This is a genomic window from Streptomyces sp. NPDC006624 (assembly GCF_040611555.1).
Classification (GTDB): Bacteria; Actinomycetota; Actinomycetes; order Streptomycetales; family Streptomycetaceae; genus Streptomyces.
In genome coordinates, this window is record NZ_JBEXOM010000007.1 from 32,536 (window position 1) to 49,893 (window position 17,358).

General features: G+C 72.7%; 14 protein-coding genes. 5 read left to right on the top strand and 9 right to left on the bottom strand.

Annotation, left to right across the window (positions count from 1 at the left end):
- The first annotated feature begins 15 nt into the window (after positions 1-15).
- On the top strand, positions 16-915 hold the full coding sequence (locus ABZY20_RS15350) for a D-alanyl-D-alanine carboxypeptidase (RefSeq protein ID WP_356441798.1): 900 nt from the start codon (positions 16-18) through the stop codon (positions 913-915).
- Positions 916-990: 75 nt separating this feature from the next.
- Here ABZY20_RS15350 and ABZY20_RS15355 read toward each other — a convergent pair whose 3' ends face one another.
- From ABZY20_RS15355 to ABZY20_RS15370, 4 genes are all read right to left on the bottom strand, one after another.
- Entirely contained in the window at positions 991-2,427 is a 1,437-nt protein-coding gene (locus ABZY20_RS15355) for a dihydrolipoamide acetyltransferase family protein (RefSeq protein WP_356441800.1), read from the bottom strand.
- 10 nt (positions 2,428-2,437) lie between these two features.
- Positions 2,438-3,415 carry an alpha-ketoacid dehydrogenase subunit beta gene (locus ABZY20_RS15360; protein ID WP_356441801.1) on the bottom strand — a complete coding sequence of 326 codons (978 nt, stop codon included), beginning with the start codon at positions 3,413-3,415 and terminating at the stop codon, positions 2,438-2,440.
- Between the two features lies 1 nt (position 3,416).
- Entirely contained in the window at positions 3,417-4,619 is a 1,203-nt protein-coding gene (gene pdhA / locus ABZY20_RS15365) for a pyruvate dehydrogenase (acetyl-transferring) E1 component subunit alpha (RefSeq protein ID WP_356441803.1), read from the bottom strand.
- Between the two features lie 401 nt (positions 4,620-5,020).
- Entirely contained in the window at positions 5,021-6,625 is a 1,605-nt protein-coding gene (locus ABZY20_RS15370; RefSeq protein WP_356441805.1) for a protein kinase, read from the bottom strand.
- A 346-nt stretch (positions 6,626-6,971) separates the two neighbouring features.
- Here ABZY20_RS15370 and ABZY20_RS15375 point away from each other — a divergent pair, with 346 nt between their 5' ends.
- Entirely contained in the window at positions 6,972-8,606 is a 1,635-nt protein-coding gene (locus ABZY20_RS15375) for a protein kinase (RefSeq protein WP_356441807.1), read from the top strand.
- An 88-nt stretch (positions 8,607-8,694) separates the two neighbouring features.
- Here ABZY20_RS15375 and ABZY20_RS15380 read toward each other — a convergent pair whose 3' ends face one another.
- Positions 8,695-9,240, bottom strand: a complete 546-nt coding sequence (locus tag ABZY20_RS15380; protein ID WP_356441809.1) for a bacterial proteasome activator family protein — start codon at positions 9,238-9,240, stop codon at positions 8,695-8,697.
- 187 nt (positions 9,241-9,427) lie between these two features.
- On the opposite strand from ABZY20_RS15380, the gene ABZY20_RS15385 reads away from it, so the two are divergent.
- A complete protein-coding gene (locus ABZY20_RS15385) occupies positions 9,428-10,195 on the top strand; it encodes a hypothetical protein (RefSeq protein ID WP_356441811.1) in 768 nt (255 codons plus the stop codon).
- Positions 10,196-10,731: 536 nt separating this feature from the next.
- Here the strand turns inward: ABZY20_RS15385 and ABZY20_RS15390 are convergent.
- Positions 10,732-11,721 (bottom strand): NAD(P)H-quinone oxidoreductase, encoded by a 990-nt coding sequence (locus tag ABZY20_RS15390; RefSeq protein ID WP_356441813.1) that lies wholly within the window; start codon positions 11,719-11,721, stop codon positions 10,732-10,734.
- A gap of 171 nt (positions 11,722-11,892) precedes the next feature.
- Here ABZY20_RS15390 and ABZY20_RS15395 point away from each other — a divergent pair, with 171 nt between their 5' ends.
- Together ABZY20_RS15395 and ABZY20_RS15400 are read left to right on the top strand one after the other, a co-directional pair.
- Positions 11,893-12,912, top strand: a complete 1,020-nt coding sequence (locus tag ABZY20_RS15395) for an ATP-binding cassette domain-containing protein (RefSeq protein WP_356441815.1) — start codon at positions 11,893-11,895, stop codon at positions 12,910-12,912.
- Positions 12,909-13,757, top strand: coding sequence for an ABC transporter permease (locus ABZY20_RS15400; protein WP_356441816.1), 849 nt, complete (start codon positions 12,909-12,911; stop codon positions 13,755-13,757). The genes ABZY20_RS15395 and ABZY20_RS15400 overlap by 4 nt, the downstream gene beginning before the upstream one ends.
- Before the next feature lie 77 nt (positions 13,758-13,834).
- On the opposite strand, the gene ABZY20_RS15405 is transcribed toward ABZY20_RS15400, so the two are convergent.
- From ABZY20_RS15405 to ABZY20_RS15415, 3 genes are read right to left on the bottom strand one after another with little or no spacing between them, the layout of a single operon-like run.
- Positions 13,835-14,932 carry a potassium channel family protein gene (locus ABZY20_RS15405; RefSeq protein WP_356441818.1) on the bottom strand — a complete coding sequence of 366 codons (1,098 nt, stop codon included), beginning with the start codon at positions 14,930-14,932 and terminating at the stop codon, positions 13,835-13,837.
- Entirely contained in the window at positions 14,929-16,365 is a 1,437-nt protein-coding gene (locus ABZY20_RS15410; protein ID WP_356441820.1) for a molybdopterin molybdotransferase MoeA, read from the bottom strand. The genes ABZY20_RS15405 and ABZY20_RS15410 overlap by 4 nt, the downstream gene beginning before the upstream one ends.
- Positions 16,362-17,324 carry an NTP transferase domain-containing protein gene (locus tag ABZY20_RS15415; protein ID WP_356441822.1) on the bottom strand — a complete coding sequence of 321 codons (963 nt, stop codon included), beginning with the start codon at positions 17,322-17,324 and terminating at the stop codon, positions 16,362-16,364. The genes ABZY20_RS15410 and ABZY20_RS15415 overlap by 4 nt, the downstream gene beginning before the upstream one ends.
- Positions 17,325-17,358: the final 34 nt, after the last annotated feature.

Genomic DNA, 17,358 nt, shown 5'->3' on the forward strand with positions numbered 1-17,358 from the left:
ATCGGGGTACTTCACTTGATAACCGGCATTCAGGGCAACCGTCTCCGCAGAGCCGCGGCCGCCGCCGTGACCACCGGCGCCATGCTCGCGACCGGAGCCCTCACCGTCGCGCCGGCGCACGCCGCCTCGGCGCCCACGATCGCCGCCAAGGGCGGCTACGCGATGAACAACGCGACCGGCACGTCGCTCTACACCAAGGCCGCCGACACGCGCCGCTCGACCGGTTCCACCACCAAGATCATGACTGCCCTGGTGGTGCTGAAGCAGTCGAACCTCAACCTGGACAGCAAGGTCACGATCCAGAAGGCGTACAGCGACTACATCGTCGACAACAACTGGGCGTCGAACGCCAAGCTGATCGTCGGCGACAAGGTCACCGTCCGCCAGCTGCTCTACGGGCTGATGCTGCCGTCCGGCTGCGACGCCGCGTACGCGCTCGCCGACAAGTTCGGCTCCGGCTCGTCGCGGTCGGAGCGCGTGAAGTCGTTCATCGGCAAGATGAACACCACCGCCAAGAACCTGGGTCTGAAGAACACCCACTTCGACTCGTTCGACGGCATCGGCAAGGGCGCGAACTACTCCACCCCGCGCGACCTGACGAAGCTCGCCAGCGCCGCGATGAAGAACTCCACGTTCCGCACGGTCGTCAAGACGAAGTCGTACACGGCGAAGACGACCACCAAGTCCGGCGGCACGCGGACGATGGCGCCGTGGACGAACACCAACCCGCTGCTCGGCAGCTACTCCGGCGCGATCGGCGTCAAGACCGGCTCCGGCCCGGAGGCCGGGTACTGCCTGGTGTTCGCCGCGACCCGCAGCGGCAAGACGGTCATCGGCACGGTTCTCGCCTCGACCGACGGGACCGCCCGCAAGACCGACGCGACGAAGCTGCTCAACTACGGCTTCAGCAAGTAGCGCAGGAAAGAAGGACACACGGAAAGGGGGCTCGCCGCAGCCGGCGGCGAGCCCCCTTTCCCGTGTCCCGGTCCCTCACGCCCAGGTGATCAGGCGCTTCGGCTGCTCCAGGATCGCCGCCACGTCGGCCAGGACCTTCGAGCCCAGCTCGCCGTCGACCAGGCGGTGGTCGAAGGACAGGGCCAGGGTGGTCACCTGACGGGGCTTGACCTTGCCCTTGTGGACCCACGGCTGAAGCTTGATCGCACCGACCGCGAGGATCGCGGACTCGCCGGGGTTGAGGATCGGCGTGCCCGTGTCGACGCCGAAGACGCCGACGTTGGTGATCGTCACCGTGCCGCCCTGCATGGCCGCCGGGGACGTCCTGCCCTCCCGGGCCGTCGCCACCAGCTCGCCCAGTGACTGCGCCAGCTGCGGCAGCGTCTTGGCGTGGGCGTCCTTGATGTTCGGCACGATCAGACCGCGCGGGGTCGCCGCGGCGATGCCCAGGTTCACGTAGTGCTTGACCACGATCTCCTGGGCCGCCTCGTCCCAGGACGCGTTGACGTCCGGGTTGCGCTTGATCGCGACGAGCAGGGCCTTGGCGATCAGCAGCAGGGGGTTCACGCGCAGGCCCGCGAACTCCTTGTCCCCCTTCAGCTCCTCGATCAGCTTCATCGTGCGCGTCACGTCGACCGTCACGAACTCCGTGACGTGCGGCGCGGTGAACTTCGAGCCCACCATCGCCGCCGCCGTCGCCTTGCGGACCCCCTTGATGGGGATGCGGGTCTCGCGCGCGGTGTCGTACGACGCCGGGGCCGGGGCGGCGACCGGGGCGGGGGCCGCGGCGGGCTCGGCCGCCCGGGTCGTGGCCGCGGCCACCGCCGCGTGCACGTCCTCGCGCGTGATGATCCCGTCCGGGCCGGTCGGCGTCACCGTCGCCAGGTCCACGCCCAGGTCCTTGGCCAGCTTGCGCACCGGCGGCTTGGCCAGCGGCCGGCTCGCACCGGCCGGGGCGGGCACGGTGGGGGCGGGGGCGGCCGGGCCCTGCGGGCCGTGGCCGTTCAGCTCCGTGTGGATCGCCGTCGAGGCCTGCTGGACCGGGACCTCCGGGCCCTTGCGGGGGCGGCGGCGGGTGGACGAGGCCGCCACTCCGTAGCCGACCAGGACCGGCTGGCGGCCGGAGCCCTCGGCCTTCGGCTCCGCCACGGCGGCCGGCGCCTCCGGCTGCGGCTCGGCGGCGGGCGCGGGGGTGGGCGCGGGGGCGGCGCCGCCGCTCACGTCCACCGCGATGATCGACGTGCCCACGTCGACCGTGGTGCCCTCCGGGAAGTGCAGCTCCCGGACCACGCCGTCGTAGGGGATGGGCAGTTCGACGGCCGCCTTCGCCGTCTCGACCTCGCACACCACCTGGCCGTCGGTGACCGTGTCACCGGGCTGGACGTACCACTTGAGGATCTCGGCCTCGGTGAGTCCCTCGCCCACGTCGGGCATCTTGAACTCGCGCACGGACGCTTCCGTCATCGTCGTCACGACCCTCTCCTCAGTACGCCAGCGAGCGGTCGACGGCATCCAGCACCCGGTCCAGGTTGGGCAGGTACTCCTCCTCCAGGCGGGCCGGCGGGTACGGCGCGTGGTAGCCGCCGACGCGCAGCACCGGGGCCTCCAGGTGGTAGAAGCAGCGCTCCGTGATCCGGGCGGCGATCTCCGCGCCCGAGCCGAAGAACACCGGCGCCTCGTGGACGACGACCAGGCGGCGGGTCTTCTCCACCGAGGCCTGGATCGCGTCGAAGTCGACCGGGGAGACCGAGCGCAGGTCCAGCACCTCCAGGTTCTTGCCCTCCTCGGCGGCCGCGGCGGCGGCCTCCTGGCAGAGCTTCACCATCGGGCCGTAGGCGGCCAGCGTCAGATCCGTGCCCTCGCGGACCACCTGGGCCTTGTGCAGCGGGCCCGGGATCGCCTCCGTGTTGACCTCGCCCTTGTCCCAGTAGCGGCGCTTGGGCTCGAAGAAGATCACCGGGTCGTCGCTCTGGATGGCCTGCTGCATCATCCAGTACGCGTCCGACGCGTTCGACGGGCTGACGATCTTCAGGCCCGCCACGTGCGCGAAGAGGGCCTCGGGGGACTCCGAGTGGTGCTCGACCGCGCCGATGCCGCCGCCGTAGGGGATCCGGACGACGACGGGCATCTTGACCTTGCCCAGCGAGCGGGCGTGCATCTTCGCGAGCTGCGTGACGATCTGGTCGTACGCCGGGAAGACGAAGCCGTCGAACTGGATCTCCACCACCGGGCGGTAGCCGCGCAGGGCCAGGCCGATCGCCGTGCCGACGATGCCCGACTCGGCGAGCGGGGTGTCGATGACGCGGCTCTCGCCGAAGTCCTTCTGCAGGCCGTCCGTCACCCGGAAGACACCGCCGAGCTTGCCGACGTCCTCGCCCATGATCAGGACCTTGGGGTCGGAGTCCAGAGCGCGGCGCAGCGACTCGTTGATCGCCTTGGCCAGTGCCATCTTCTCGGCCATGTCAGTTGCCCCCCTCGTCGGCGAACGACGCCTGGTAAGCGGCGAACTGGGCGCGCTCCTCGTCGACCAGCGCGTGTCCGTCCGCGTACACGTTCTCGAAGATCGCGAAGCGGTCCGGGTCCGGCATGGCGCGGACCGCCTCGCGCACTCGTCTGCCCAACGCCTCGGACTCGGTCTCCAGTTCCACGAAGAACGCCTCGTCCGCGTGGTTCGAGGCTTCCAGGTACCGGCGCAGGCGCAGGATCGGGTCCTTGGCCTCCCAGGCCTGGCGCTCCTCGTCGCCCCGGTAGCGGGTGGGGTCGTCGGAGGTGGTGTGGGCGCCCATGCGGTACGTGAACGCCTCGACGAGGGTGGGGCCCTCGCCGCTGCGGGCCCGCTCCAGGGCCCAGCGGGTGACCGCGAGGCAGCCGAGCACGTCGTTGCCGTCGACCCGGACGCCCGGGAAGCCGAAGCCCTGGGCGCGCTGGTAGATCGGGACGCGGGACTGCTTCTCGGTGGGCTCGGAGATGGCCCACTGGTTGTTCTGGCAGAAGAACACGACCGGGGCGTTGTAGACCGCGGAGAAGGTGAACGACTCGGCCACGTCGCCCTGGCTGGAGGCGCCGTCGCCGAAGTAGGCGATCACCGCGCTGTCCGCGCCGTCCTTGGCGACGCCCATCGCGTAGCCGGTGGCGTGCAGCGTCTGGGAGCCGATGACGATCGTGTAGAGGTGGAAGTTGTTGCCGTTGGGGTCCCAGCCTCCGTTGTTCACGCCGCGGAACATGCCGAGCAGGTTGGTCGGGTCCACCCCGCGGCACCAGGCGACGCCGTGCTCGCGGTAGGTGGGGAAGACGTAGTCGTCGTCGCGCAGGGCGCGGCCGGAACCGATCTGGGCGGCCTCCTGGCCGAGCAGCGAGGCCCACAGGCCCAGCTCGCCCTGGCGCTGCAGGGCGGTGGCCTCCGCGTCGAAGCGGCGGGTGAGCACCATGTCGCGGTAGAGGCCGCGGAGCTCTTCCGGGGTGACACCGGCGACGTACTTGTCGAACTCGGCGTTCTTGACGCGCTTGCCCTCGGGCGTCAGCAGCTGCACGAGCTGGGGCTCGGTGCCCTTCGCGCCGGCGTCCTTCTTGGCGGTGGTGCGGGTGGTGCGCTTGGTGCCGGTGGTGCCGGCCTTGCTTCCGGCGCTGCGTCGCGGTGTGCGCGCGGCAGTGCTCTCCACGGTCACGTGTGCTCCTCCGTCGGTCCGGCCCCCGGGGTTGCCGGTAGGCCAGTGCGGCTCACCTGTTTCGACCACCGGGCACGGGGTGGGTGCCACTCGGCCGGGAACAGGCGTGACAGGTGCCCCGGCGAGCGCCCTGCAGAAAGCACGTTACCCAGTGCGCCACATTTCTGTGAAACCCCTTCTGACCTGCGATTTTGCTTGGATATCCAAGTAAATCGGGAAGGTGCCGAAGGGTCCCAGGTCACAGCCTTGCAGGAGGCCGGAGCTACCGCACGTTAACCCGGTGACCCAGGTCACGGGAAGAGTCCACTTGTGGGCGCGGCGAAACGGCACGCGCGCGTGGCCCCGTCCCCGGGTCCCACGCGCGCGTGAATGGTGTGTTTTGTCGGCGTCTGCCGGACGGGTCAGGGGCCGTCCTCGCCTCCGGAACCGCCGACGACACCGGTGGTGGTGCCGGCGTCCGTGCCGCCCGCGTCGCCCGGGGGCGTGCCGCCCGGGTCGCCGGGCTCCTCGGGGGTCGGCTCGCCGGTCGGATCCTGGGTCGTCGGCTCGTCCGTCGGCTCGTTCGTGGGCGTCTCGGGAGCGCTCTGCGACGGCGTGTAGGACGGGGTGTACGACGGCGTCCAGTTGCCGTTGCCGTTGCCGTTCCCCGTGCCGGTACCGGTGCCGTCGTCCGTGGTCGTGTCGGTCGGCTCCTCGGTGGCGTCGTCGCTCGGCGTCTCGCTGGGCTTCTTCTCCTCGGCCGTCTGCGAGGTGGTCGGCGACTGCTTCTTGCCCGGGTCGTCCTGGCCGCCACCGGTGTTCTGCAGCGCCAGGGCGACACCGGCGGCGACCGCGATCACCGCCAGCACGGCGAGGATCCACAGCTTGCCGCGGCCGCTGCCCTTGTTGCCGTGCCCCTCGAAGCCGCCGTCGTCGCCGCCGTAGCCGGCGGGCAGGATAGGCGAGGGGATCTGGGTCGTGCCGGAGGCGTCCCCGGGGTGGCCCATCACGGCGGTCTGGGCGAAGCCGCCCGACGGGGTGTGCCGGCCCTCGTGCATGTCGACCGGGCCGGTGTTCCAGGTGCCGGTGTGGCCGCCCTGGTCGTAGAGCATCTGCAGCGCGTACTGGACCAGTCCGCGCATCTCCTCGGCCGTCTGGAAGCGGTCGTCGGGGTCCTTGGCGAGGGAGCGCATGACCAGGCCGTCGAGCTCCGGGGGGCAGGCGTCGGAGGTCTCGGACGGCGGGGTCGGGATGTCCTGGACGTGCTGGTAGACCACCGACAGCGGGGTCTCGCCGGTGAACGGCGGGCGCAGCGAGAGCAGTTCGTAGAGCAGGCAGCCCGTGGCGTACAGGTCGGAGCGGTGGTCGACGGCCTTGCCGAGCGCCTGCTCCGGGGAGAGGTACTGCGGGGTGCCCATGACCATGCCGGTCTGCGTCATCGTCGTCGACGCGCCGTGCAGGGCGCGGGCGATGCCGAAGTCCATCACCTTCACGGCGCCGTTGTGCGTGATGATGACGTTGGCGGGCTTGATGTCGCGGTGCACGATGCCGTGCTGGTGCGAATAGGCCAGCGCCTCCAGGACGCCGGAGACGATGATCAGCGCCTGCTCCGGCCCGGGTGCCTCGGCGTTCAGCAGCAGGTCGCGGATGGTGCGGCCCTCGACCAGCTCCATGACGATGTACGGCACGGACTGGCCGCCGACGAAGTCCTCGCCGGAGTCGTACACGGCGACGATGGCATGGTGGTTGAGACCGGCCACGGACTGGGCCTCGCGCGTGAAGCGCGCCTTGGACACCGGGTCCTCGGCGAGGTCGGAGCGGAGCAGCTTGACGGCGACGGTGCGCCCGAGGCGGACGTCCTCGGCGGCGAACACCTCGGCCATACCGCCCCGGCCGAGTCTGCCGGTCAGCCGGTACCGGCCGTCCCCGACCAGCCCGCCGTTACCCCAGGACTCCGGCGCGTCCGACATGCCGCCGCCAGTCGCCTCGGGGTCGGACGGGCCCTGAGCGCGCTGCTGCTGTGCCATCAGTCCTCGCCGTCGTTTCTGCCCGCGGTGCGCGCGGTGTTGTTACGGTCTCCGTCGGCCACGCTACAGCCTCCGCGCAAGCCTCCGGTCCGAGACGGGTGCCAGGACCGGCACGAGACGGACGGGCCATGAAACCGTCACCCCGCGCTGTCGTGCAAATTCTGTGTACCGGCCGTACGCCCGCGGTAACGCTTCCGCGACGCTTCTTTCGCGTACGGTCACGGAACGGGCACCGAGCTTGACGTGTCAGTGCCCTGGGGCAGACTTGGCCGGGAATGGCGGTTTCGATCAACGACGGATCAGTGACAAGCGGCGGCGTCTGCAGAGGCCACGGGGGACGGGGAACATGAGCCAGGACGGCGCACAGGGCCAGTACGCGGGGCGGGCGCTCGCCAGTGGCCGCTACCAGCTGCGTGATCTCCTCGGCCAGGGCGGCATGGCGTCGGTGCACCTCGCCTACGACAGCGTGCTCGACCGGCAGGTCGCCATCAAGACACTGCACACGGAGCTCGGGCGGGAGCAGGCCTTCCGCGAGCGCTTCCGCCGCGAGGCCCAGTCCGTGGCCAAGCTCACGCACACCAACATCGTGTCGGTCTTCGACACCGGCGAGGACACCCTCGACGGCTTGACGACGCCGTACATCGTCATGGAGTTCGTCGAGGGCCGCCCGCTCGGCTCGGTGCTCGACGAGGACGTGCGCCGGCAGGGCGCTATGCCCGTCGACAAGGCACTGAAGATCACCGCGGACGTGCTGGCCGCGCTGGAGATCAGCCACGAGATGGGCCTGGTCCACCGCGACATCAAGCCGGGCAACGTGATGATGACCAAGCGCGGCGTGGTCAAGGTCATGGACTTCGGCATCGCCCGCGCCATGCAGTCCGGCGTGACGTCGATGACGCAGACCGGCATGGTCGTGGGCACCCCGCAGTACCTCTCGCCGGAACAGGCCCTCGGCCGCGGCGTGGACGCCCGCTCCGACCTGTACTCGGTCGGCATCATGCTCTTCCAACTGGTCACCGGGCGGCTGCCGTTCGACGCGGACTCGCCGCTGGCCATCGCGTACGCGCACGTCCAGGAGGAGCCGCCGGTCCCGTCCGCGATCAACCGCGCGCTGCCGCCGGCCGTGGACGCGCTGATCGCCCGGGCGCTGAAGAAGAACCCGAACGAGCGCTTCCCCAGCGCCGAGGCCATGCGGGACGAGTGCCTGCGCGTGGCGGCGTCCGTCCAGGCCGCCCCGCCGAGCATCGTCCCGGGCACGCCGGCACCGAGCGGCTCGGGGGTGGGCTCGGCCGTGTTCCCGCCGGTCGACCAGGCGAACCCGGCGCCCTCGGGCCAGGTGCAGACGCCGTACCAGCCGGCCCCGCCCCCGAACCCGTACGGCACGCCGGCTCCCGCCCCCGCCTACGGCTACCCGCAGCAGGGCGGCTACCAGGCGCAGTCCCCGACCGCGTACTCCCCGCAGCACGGCCCGTCGACCCCGCCGCCGTACACCATGTCGCCCCAGACGGCGTCCGCGCAGGGCGGCGGCCGGGGCAACCGGCCGGTGATCATCGGCTCGGTCATCGTGTCCGTCGTCGCGGTGGGCGGCCTCGTCACGGCGCTGCTGCTCAACGGCGGCGGTGAGGACGACCAGGGCGGCGGCGGCAGCAGCCCGACCGCGTCCGCCTCGGCGGAGAAGAAGCCGGGCTACCGCGGCCCGGACACGACGAAGACGATCGACACCGAGGAGTGCACGGAGCCGCGGGAGTCGTACAACGACCCGGACAAGATCCAGATCCCGAACTTCAAGTTCAAGAACATCACGTCGGTCAAGGCCTGCCTGCAGGCGGCCGGCTGGCAGCTGACGATCAAGGACGTCGACGAGAACACCTACGGCGACGGAACGGTCATGAACCAGTTCCCGTCCGCCGACGCGGACGTCGACCCCAAGGACATGCCCAAGATCGAGCTGAGCGTCTCCACGGGCAACCCGCCGTCCTGACGGCCGGGGCACACGGACACGAAGGGCCCGGCGGCTGCTGCTGCCGGGCCCTTCTCATGGCGGGTGCGGGTCGCTCGAGCGGTGCTTCCTACAGGTAGGGACCGCCCGAACGGCCGCCCGGGTGCTGCTCGTCGAGGCCCTCGTGGCCGACGCCGGGCGGAAGCGCGCGGCGCATCTGCTCCAGCTGGGCGCGGGCCGCCATCTGCTGGGCGAAGAGCGTGGTCTGGATCCCGTGGAAGAGGCCCTCCAGCCAGCCGACCAACTGGGCCTGCGCGATGCGCAGTTCCGCGTCGCTCGGGGTCGCCTCGTCCGTGAAGGGCAGGGAGAGCCGCTCCAGCTCCTCGACCAGCTCGGGCGCCAGCCCGTCCTCCAGCTCCTTCACCGAGCTGGCGTGGATCTCCTTGAGCCGGACCCGGCTGGCCTCGTCCAGAGGAGCCGCGCGCACTTCCTCCAGAAGCTGCTTGATCATGCTGCCGATCCGCATGACCTTCGCGGGCTGCTCCACCTGCTCCGTGATGGGGGTCTCGCGGGAGTCCTCGTCTCCGCCGCCACCGCCGCCGAGCGCCATGCCGTCCTGGCCCACGACCAGAATCTGCGGGTTCTCCTGCGACCGTTCGTTCCTCGGCATCTCCATGGCGCCATTCTCTCGCACGCCGGCACCTCGTCCGCCTGGTGCCCCCGCACGGGGCCGGTGCGAGGGGGGTCCGCCTGTCGGGCGAACCCGGAGTGCCGGACGGGTGGGGTGGTGTGAGGCTGATGGCTTGACATGACCGAACTTGCCGATGCCGCCCTACCGGGCACGGCGGGAGGGGGTCACCCACGTGACTCCATGGCTACGCGCACTGCGGGCGACCGGACTGGTGGTCGTCCTGGGGGCGGGTGCGGTCGTCTCACCTTTCGGTGCCGCGCAGTCCCACGGTGCCGTCCATCTGTACGACGAGGAGGCCGCGGCCCCGCCGGGCGCGGCCGCCGCCCCGGAGGTGCCGTCGGTCCCGGCGGCGCCGGCCGTGCCGTCGGCCGCCGCAGTACCGTCGGCCACGGCGGCGCCTTCCGTCCCGGCGGCTTCTTCCACCGGGGCGGCGTCCTCCGCCGTGGCGGCGACCGCCGGCACGGCGGCGCCGGAGGTCTCGCGGGCCCCGGCGGTCCCGGCCGCTCCGACGGCCCGGGCGACACCGCCGCTCCTGGCGGCCCGGACGGCCCGGGCCGCGCCGTCAGCCCTGGCCGCGCCGTCAGCCCTGGCCGCGCCCTCCGCCGTCGCGGCGCCGTCCGCACGGGCGGCGTCCCCGGGCCCCGGCAAGCCCTCACGGGCCGGGACCCGGGCGGGCGAGGGCCGGGAACGGCCGGGCCGGCCGCGGGACGCCGGGGAGGAGCAGGCCGTCGCGGACGACACCCCGGCGCCCGACCCCGCCGAGGAGGCCGTCCCCGAGCCCGCCGATCCGACGGACCAGCCCGTACGGCAGGCCGCCACCACCCGCGCCGACCGCTCCACCGGCCCGGTCCTCCGCATCCTGCCGCTGGGCAGCGGACTGGTCCTCATCGGACTGGGCCTGGGTCTCGCGTTCGTGGCCCTGCGGCTGCGGCGGGTCTAGGCGGGGGCGGATCCCCGGCGCGGGGTGCCGACCGCGAGCTCAAGTGGCCCCGGGCGCGGCCAAGAGCGCACGAGGCCGGATCCCGGGCGCGGCCAAGAGCGCACGAGGCCGGATCCCGGGCGCGGGTGCCGGCCGCGGGCTCAGGCAGTACAAGCGCTCGGCGCGGCCAGGGACATGGGCCCAGATCCCGGCGCGGGGGGCCGCAGGCCCAGGCAGTCCTCGGCGCGACCAAGAGCACGAGGCCTGATCCCGCGCGGGTGCCGGCCGCAGGCCCAGGCAGCCCCCGGCACGACCAAGAGCACGAGGCCTGATCCCGCGCGGGTGCCGGCCGCGGGCTCAGGCAGCCCCCGGCACGACCAAGAGCACCAGGCCACGTCCCCCGCGCGGAACGCCGACCGCAGGCTCCCGCAGCCCCTGCCGCGACCAGGCACACGAGGCCCGATCCCCGGCTCGGGGTGCCGGCCGCGGGCTCACACAGCCGCCCGGCACGATCAAGAGCACGAGGCCAGATCCCGCGCCGGGCGCCGGCCGCGGGCTCAGGCGGCTCCGGGCGCGATCAGGAGCACCTTGCCGACGTGGCTGCTCTCCTCCAGCACCCGGTGGGCCGTGGACGCCTCCCGCATCGGGATCTCGCGGTCCACGACCGGGCGCAGGTGACCGCCGGGGAACAGGGGCCAGACGTGCTCGCGCACGGCCGCGACGATCGCCGCCTTCTCCTCCGGCGGCCGGGCCCGCAGGGACGTCGCGCTGACGGCGGCGCGCTTGGCGAGCAGGGCGCCGATGTTCAGCTCGCCCTTCACCCCGCCCTGCATGCCGATGATCGCGAGACGGCCGTTGACGGCCAGGGCCCTGACGTTGCGGTCCAGGTACTTCGCGCCCATGTTGTCGAGGATGACGTCGGCCCCGGCGCCGTCCGTCGCCTTCCGCACCTCCTCGACGAAGTCCTGCTCGCGGTAGTTGACCAGGATGTCGGCGCCCAGCTCGGCGCACCGGTCCAGCTTCTCCCTGGTGCCGGCCGTGACGGCGACCCGCGCGCCCACGGCCTTGCCGAGCTGGACGGCCATCGTGCCGATGCCGCTGGAGCCGCCGTGCACCAGCAGCGTCTCACCGGGACGCAGGTGGGCGATCATGAAGACGTTCGACCAGACCGTGCAGGTCACCTCGGGCAGCGCCGCCGCCTCCTTCAGGCCGACGCCCTGGGGCACGGGCAGCAGCTGCCCGGCCGGGACGACCACCTTTTCGGCGTAGCCGCCGCCGGAGAGCAGCGCGCACACCTCGTCGCCGACGTTCCAGCCGGAGACGCCGGTGCCCACCTCGGCGATCCGCCCGGAGCACTCCAGGCCGGGGTAGGGGGACGTGCCGGGCGGCGGGTCGTAGAAGCCCTGCCGCTGCAGGATGTCGGCCCGGTTGACGGCACCGGCCGTCACCTCGACCAGGACCTCGCCCTCGCCGGGCACCGGATCGGGCACCTCGGCCCAGACCAGCGCCTCGGGCCCACCAGGTTCGGGAATCGTGATCGCATGCATGTCACGGACGGTACCCCCCGCTTCCCGGGCGGAGTCCCGTCCGTCCCCGGCACGGTCCCTTCCACGGCCACGGGTCGGGGTCCGGTGAAAACCCGTGTGCGGGACCGATGAGTTTGCGCGACGGTGAAGGTCTCCCCATGCGTAGCCCCCGTGCACGGAAGGACCCGAAGCATGAGCACGCAGACCACCGGCCTGGCGATCGAGACCGCGGGCCTGGTGAAGACGTTCGGCGAGACCAGAGCCGTCGACGGAGTGGACCTTTCCGTACCCGCGGGCACGGTCTACGGCGTCCTCGGCCCGAACGGCGCCGGCAAGACCACCACCGTGAAGATGCTCGCCACCCTGCTGCGGCCGGACGGAGGCGAGGCGCATGTCTTCGGCCACGACATCGTCCGCGAGGCCGACGAGGTGCGCGGCCGGGTGAGCCTCACCGGCCAGTACGCGTCGGTCGACGAGGACCTCACCGGAACCGAGAACCTGGTCCTGCTCGGCCGTCTCCTCGGCCACCACAAGAGGGCCGCCCGGGACCGCGCCGCCCAGCTCCTGGAGGCCTTCGGGCTGACGGAGGCGGCCGGGAAGCAGGTCAAGCACTACTCGGGCGGCATGCGGCGCCGCATCGACATCGCCGCCTCCATCCTCAACACCCCCGACCTGCTGTTCCTGGACGAGCCGACGACCGGCCTGGACCCGCGCAGCCGCAACCAGGTGTGGGACATCGTGCGGGCGGTGGTCGCCCAGGGCACCACCGTGCTGCTGACCACGCAGTACCTGGACGAGGCCGACCAGCTGGCGTCGCGGATCGCCGTCATCGACCGCGGCCGGGTGATCGCCGAGGGCACCAAGGGCGAGCTGAAGGCGTCCGTCGGCGCCGGGTCCGTCCATCTGCGGCTGCGCGACCCCGACCGGCGGGAGCTGGCGGCCGATCTGCTGCGCCGGGCCCTGGACGCGCAGGTGCAGCTGGAGCCCGACCCGGTGGCCCTGACCGCCCGCCTGGGCACGGCGGCCAGTGACGACTCCGCCGCCGAGCAGGCCTCCCGCGCCTTGGGCGAGCTGGCCCGGGCGGGGATCACCGTCGACAACTTCTCGCTGGGCCAGCCCAGCCTGGACGAGGTGTTCCTCGCCCTCACCGGCCACGACACGCACGACTCCCCCGACCGCACCGGCACCCGGAAGGACGAGGTGGCGGCATGAGCACCGCGACGACCACCGAGAACAAGGAACTCGCCCCGGTCAGCACCGAGTCCCTCGCCGCCCTGCTCATCACCAGGGAGCGGCCCCGGCGGCCCAGCGCCTGGTCGGCTTCGATGACCTTCGGCTGGCGGGCGATCCTCAAGATCAAGCACGTGCCGGAGCAGCTCTTCGACGTCACGGCGTTCCCGATCATGATGGTGCTGATGTACACGTACCTGTTCGGCGGGGCGCTGGCCGGCTCGCCGGAGGAGTACATCCAGTTCCTGCTGCCGGGCATCCTCGTGATGTCGGTCGTGATGATCACGATGTACACGGGCGTCTCGGTCAACACCGACATCGAGAAGGGCGTCTTCGACCGGTTCCGCAGCCTGCCGATCTGGCGGCCGTCCACGATGGTCGGCTATCTGCTCGGCGACGCCCTGCGCTACACCATCGCGTCGGTCGTGATGCTGACCGTCGGCGTCATCCTCGGCTACCGGCCGGACGGCGGGGTCGCCGGTGTGCTCGCCGGGATCGCCCTGCTGGTGCTGTTCTCGTTCGCCTTCTCGTGGATCTGGACGATGTTCGGGCTGATGCTGCGCACGGAGAAGTCGGTGATGGGCGTCAGCATGATGGTGATCTTCCCGCTCACCTTCCTGTCCAACGTGTTCGTCGATCCGTCGACCATGCCGGGCTGGCTGCAGGCGTTCGTCAACAACAGCCCCATCACGCATCTGGCGTCGGCGGTGCGCGGTCTGATGGCGGGCGACTGGCCGGCGGGCGAGGTCGCCTGGTCGCTGGGCTGGGCCGGGCTGTTCGTGCTGGTCTTCGGGCCCGTCACGATGCGGCTGTACAACCGCAAGTAGGGCCCGGACGGGGAGCCGGCCGCCGCGCGACGGGGGTGCGTGGCGGCCGGTAGCCCGTTTCCTGTCGAGCCGTTCGGTCAGTTGTGGGGCAGCGGGCGGATGTCGGGCGCGACCCGGGTCGCCGGTGTCTTCCGCACGATGGTGATGAGCCGGTCCGCCAGTTCCAGCCTCCCGACCGCCGGATCGTCGTATCCGAGCACCCGGTGACCGCGTATGACGCTCACCACCAGGTCGTCGACCTCCCGCGGCGTCTTGCCCACCTCGGCCTTGACGACGGGCCGTTCGACGATGTCGAGCCCGCTGCCCTGATGGATGAGGTCCTCCATCACCATGCCGGCCGACGGGCTGAGGACGGACAGACCGAGCAGCCGGCCCGCGGCGCTTGCGCTGGTGATGACCGCGTCGGCTCCGGACTGCTTGAGCAGCGGCGCGTTCTCCTCCTCGCGCACGGCGGCCACGATCTTCGCCCCGCGGTTGAGCTGCCGGGCCGTCAGCGTCACCAGGACGGCCGTGTCGTCGCGCTGGGTGGCGATGATGATCTGGCGCGCCCGGTGCACCTCGGCCCGCTTGAGCACCTCGCTGCGGGTGGCGTCCCCGACGATGCCCGCGTAGCCCTCGGCGGTCGCGGCATCGATCACCTTGGAACTGGGGTCGACCACGACGACCTGTTCCTTCTTCAGCCCCGTCGCGCAGACGGTCCGGATCGCCGACCGGCCCTTGGTGCCGAAGCCGATGACGACGGTGTGATCGCGCAAGGTGGACCTCCAGCGGGTCAGTCGCCACTCCTCCCGGGTGCGCTCGGTGAGGGCTTCGAGGGTGGTGCCGACCAGGATGATCAGGAAGAGCACGCGCAGGGGCGTGATGAGCAGGATGTTCGTGAGCCGGGCGGTGTCGCTCGCCGGCGTGATGTCACCGTAGCCCGTGGTGGAGAGGGTGACGGTCGCGTAGTAGAAGGCGTCGAGGAGGTCGACGCCGCCGCCCGCGTTGTCGTTGTAGCCGGCCCGGTCGGCGTAGACGATCAGCGCGGTGACGACGAGGACCACGAGAGCGATGGAGAGCCGCCGGGCGACCTGGCGGATCGGATGCTCCACCACCTTCCTGGGCAGCTTCACCCGGTGGGTCACCAGATGTTCGTCGGCCTGGCGGGCGATGGCGTCCTGGCCCGGAAGTTTCACGTGAAACACACCCCGATTCCTGCGGACGCCCAGGGCAGGTCGAGCAGTTCCGCCTCCTGCCCGGGCCGGGTGCCGCCGGGAGGGACGACGGCCAGCGCGTCGGCCGCGGCCATGCCGCGCAGCATGGCCGGGCCGTTGTAGTGGAGCGGCACGGCCTGGTCACCGCGCAGGACGGCCGGCACGAGCCGGGTGTCGTGGGGGTGCCCCTGCACGGCGTCGCGCAGCGGGACGGTGTACGGCTCCGGGGCGGGCCGGGCCGCGAGGATCCGCAGCAGCGGCTCGGCGAGCGTCAGCAGCCCGGAGACGGCGGCCAGCGGGTTGCCCGGCAGTCCGACCAGGTGCTGGGCCTCACCGGTGCGGGCCAGCAGCATGGGGTGGCCGGGGCGCACAGCGACACCGTCGACGAGGAGTTCGGCACCGAGGCGGCGCAGGGTGGGATGGAGGTGGTCGACGGGGCCCGCCGCGGTGCCGCCGGTGGTGACGACGACGTCGGCCTCGGACGTGCCGATCGCCTCATGCAGGGCGTCGGCGTCATCACGGATGCGCCGCACGGCGGTGACCTCGGCGCCGAGCGCCCGCAGCCAGGGCGGCAGCATCGGGCCGAGCGCGTCCCGGATCAGCCCGTCGTGCGGCAGCCCCTCGGTGAGCAGTTCGTCGCCGAGGACGAGGACGTCGACGCGGGGGCGGGGGACGGCGGTGACGGTGTCGTACCCGGCCGCCGCGGCGAGCCCGAGGACGGCCGGGGTGACGAGGGTGCCGGCCGCGAGGAGCTGGTCGCCGGTGCGGCACTCCTGGCCGCGGGGGCGGATGTCCTGGCCGGGGACGACCTCCCGGGTCGCGTACAGGCGGCCCGTGTCGTCGGTGCGGCCGTGCTCGCTGCGCAGGACGGCGGTGGTGTCCGCGGGGATGCGAGCGCCGGTGGCGATACGGACGGCCTCGCCGTCGGTGAGGGGCTCCTGTCCGGCGTGCCCGGCGAGGACGCCCTCCTCCCGTACGGCCCAGGGGGCGGGCCCGGCGACCGCCCAGCCGTCCATCGCGGAGGTGTCGAAGGAGGGGAGGTCGGTGAGGGCGTCGAGCGGGGCGGCCAGGGTGAGGCCGAGGGCGGTGTCCAGCGGCACCGAGACGGGGGCGCGGCGGGCGGCCCGGGTGATGCCGCGGGCGGCGCGTTCGGCGCGGGCCCGGGCCTCCGGCCAGGGGGTGGCGCGGTGCCGGTGACCGGCCGGGGGAGCGGCGTCCCGGGCGGGGGAGCCGCCGGGCGGGTGACCGTGGCCGCTCGGGCCGCGGCCGTCGTCACCGGGCTCGTGGCCGGGGGCGCCGGGCTCGTGGCCGGGGGCGCCGCGGGTGGTGTCGCCGCTGTTCCTCACGAGCGCGAGCACCTCCTCGACGTCGAGGTCTTCGGCGTCCTCACCGATACGGCTGCGGGGCGGGGTCATCCGGCGTCCGGGCGGGTGTCGGGAGTCGCGTCGGGGGCCACGTCGCCCTGGGCGGGCGGGGCCTCCGGGGCGCTCTCCTGTGCCCAGCGGGCGGCGAGGGCCGCGGCCTTGCGGGCGGCCTCGGCGACCGCCTCGGGACCGCCGCCCGCCTGTGCGGCCGCATAGCCGACGAGGAAGGTGGTCAGCGGTGCCGCGGGCCTGGCCACACCGTGGGCGGCGTCGCGGGCGAGGTCGAGCAGGCCGCGGGTGTCGACCTCGAGGTCGAGTCCCAGTTCGTCCTTGACGGCGGAAATCCATTCATCCAACACGTTCCCATGCTCCCTGATGCGTGCCCTGGCAGTGGCGATGTCGTCCCAGGTGTCGCAGTCGAAGGACGCGACGGGGTCGCTGACGCGGGTGAGGTCCAGCTCGGCGACGAGACGCCGGAGGGGGAGGCCGCTCAGGCCGCCGTGCCGGCCGGCGAGGAGCGCGCACGCGGCGCGCAGTCGCGGGGCACGGTAGGCGGCCACCAGCGGCTGGTCACGGCCGCCGGGGTCGGTGAGCAGCACGCCGTCGCCCGCACCGGTGCGCAGCGCCTCCAGGAGCCGGGCGACGGTCCGCTCCCGCAGGAACGGCAGGTCGGCGGAGAGCACCACGACGTGCTCCGCCGTGGTGCGGCGCAGCCCGGCGTCGAGCGCGGCGAGCGGGCCGCCGCCGGGCGGGTCCTCGCGGGCCCAGGTCACCGGCCGTGCGGTCGGCCGGGGTGCGGCGACGACGACGGTCGTGCGCGCGCCCTCGCACGCGGCGAGCACACGGTCGAGCAGGGCCCGGCCGCCCACGCGCACACCTGGTTTGTCGGCACCGCCCAGTCGGCGGGCGGCACCGCCGGCGAGCACGACGGCGTCGTACGCGGCGGTGTCCGGCGGCTCGGCGGAGCCGGAACCGGGGTCCGGCGCACCGGCGGGCTCGTAGGCGGTCACCCCCCGAGTATGCGTGCCCCCGCGATCACACGGA

Coding starts and splice junctions, on each gene's coding strand:
- ABZY20_RS15380 (WP_356441809.1), bottom strand. CDS start 9,240: ATGGAGATGCCGAGGAACGAACGGTCGCAGGAGAACCCGCAGATTCTG.
- ABZY20_RS15395 (WP_356441815.1), top strand. CDS start 11,893: ATGAGCACGCAGACCACCGGCCTGGCGATCGAGACCGCGGGCCTGGTG.
- ABZY20_RS15375 (WP_356441807.1), top strand. CDS start 6,972: ATGAGCCAGGACGGCGCACAGGGCCAGTACGCGGGGCGGGCGCTCGCC.
- ABZY20_RS15410 (WP_356441820.1), bottom strand. CDS start 16,365: ATGACCCCGCCCCGCAGCCGTATCGGTGAGGACGCCGAAGACCTCGAC.
- ABZY20_RS15390 (WP_356441813.1), bottom strand. CDS start 11,721: ATGCATGCGATCACGATTCCCGAACCTGGTGGGCCCGAGGCGCTGGTC.
- ABZY20_RS15370 (WP_356441805.1), bottom strand. CDS start 6,625: ATGGCACAGCAGCAGCGCGCTCAGGGCCCGTCCGACCCCGAGGCGACT.
- ABZY20_RS15400 (WP_356441816.1), top strand. CDS start 12,909: ATGAGCACCGCGACGACCACCGAGAACAAGGAACTCGCCCCGGTCAGC.
- ABZY20_RS15360 (WP_356441801.1), bottom strand. CDS start 3,415: ATGGCCGAGAAGATGGCACTGGCCAAGGCGATCAACGAGTCGCTGCGC.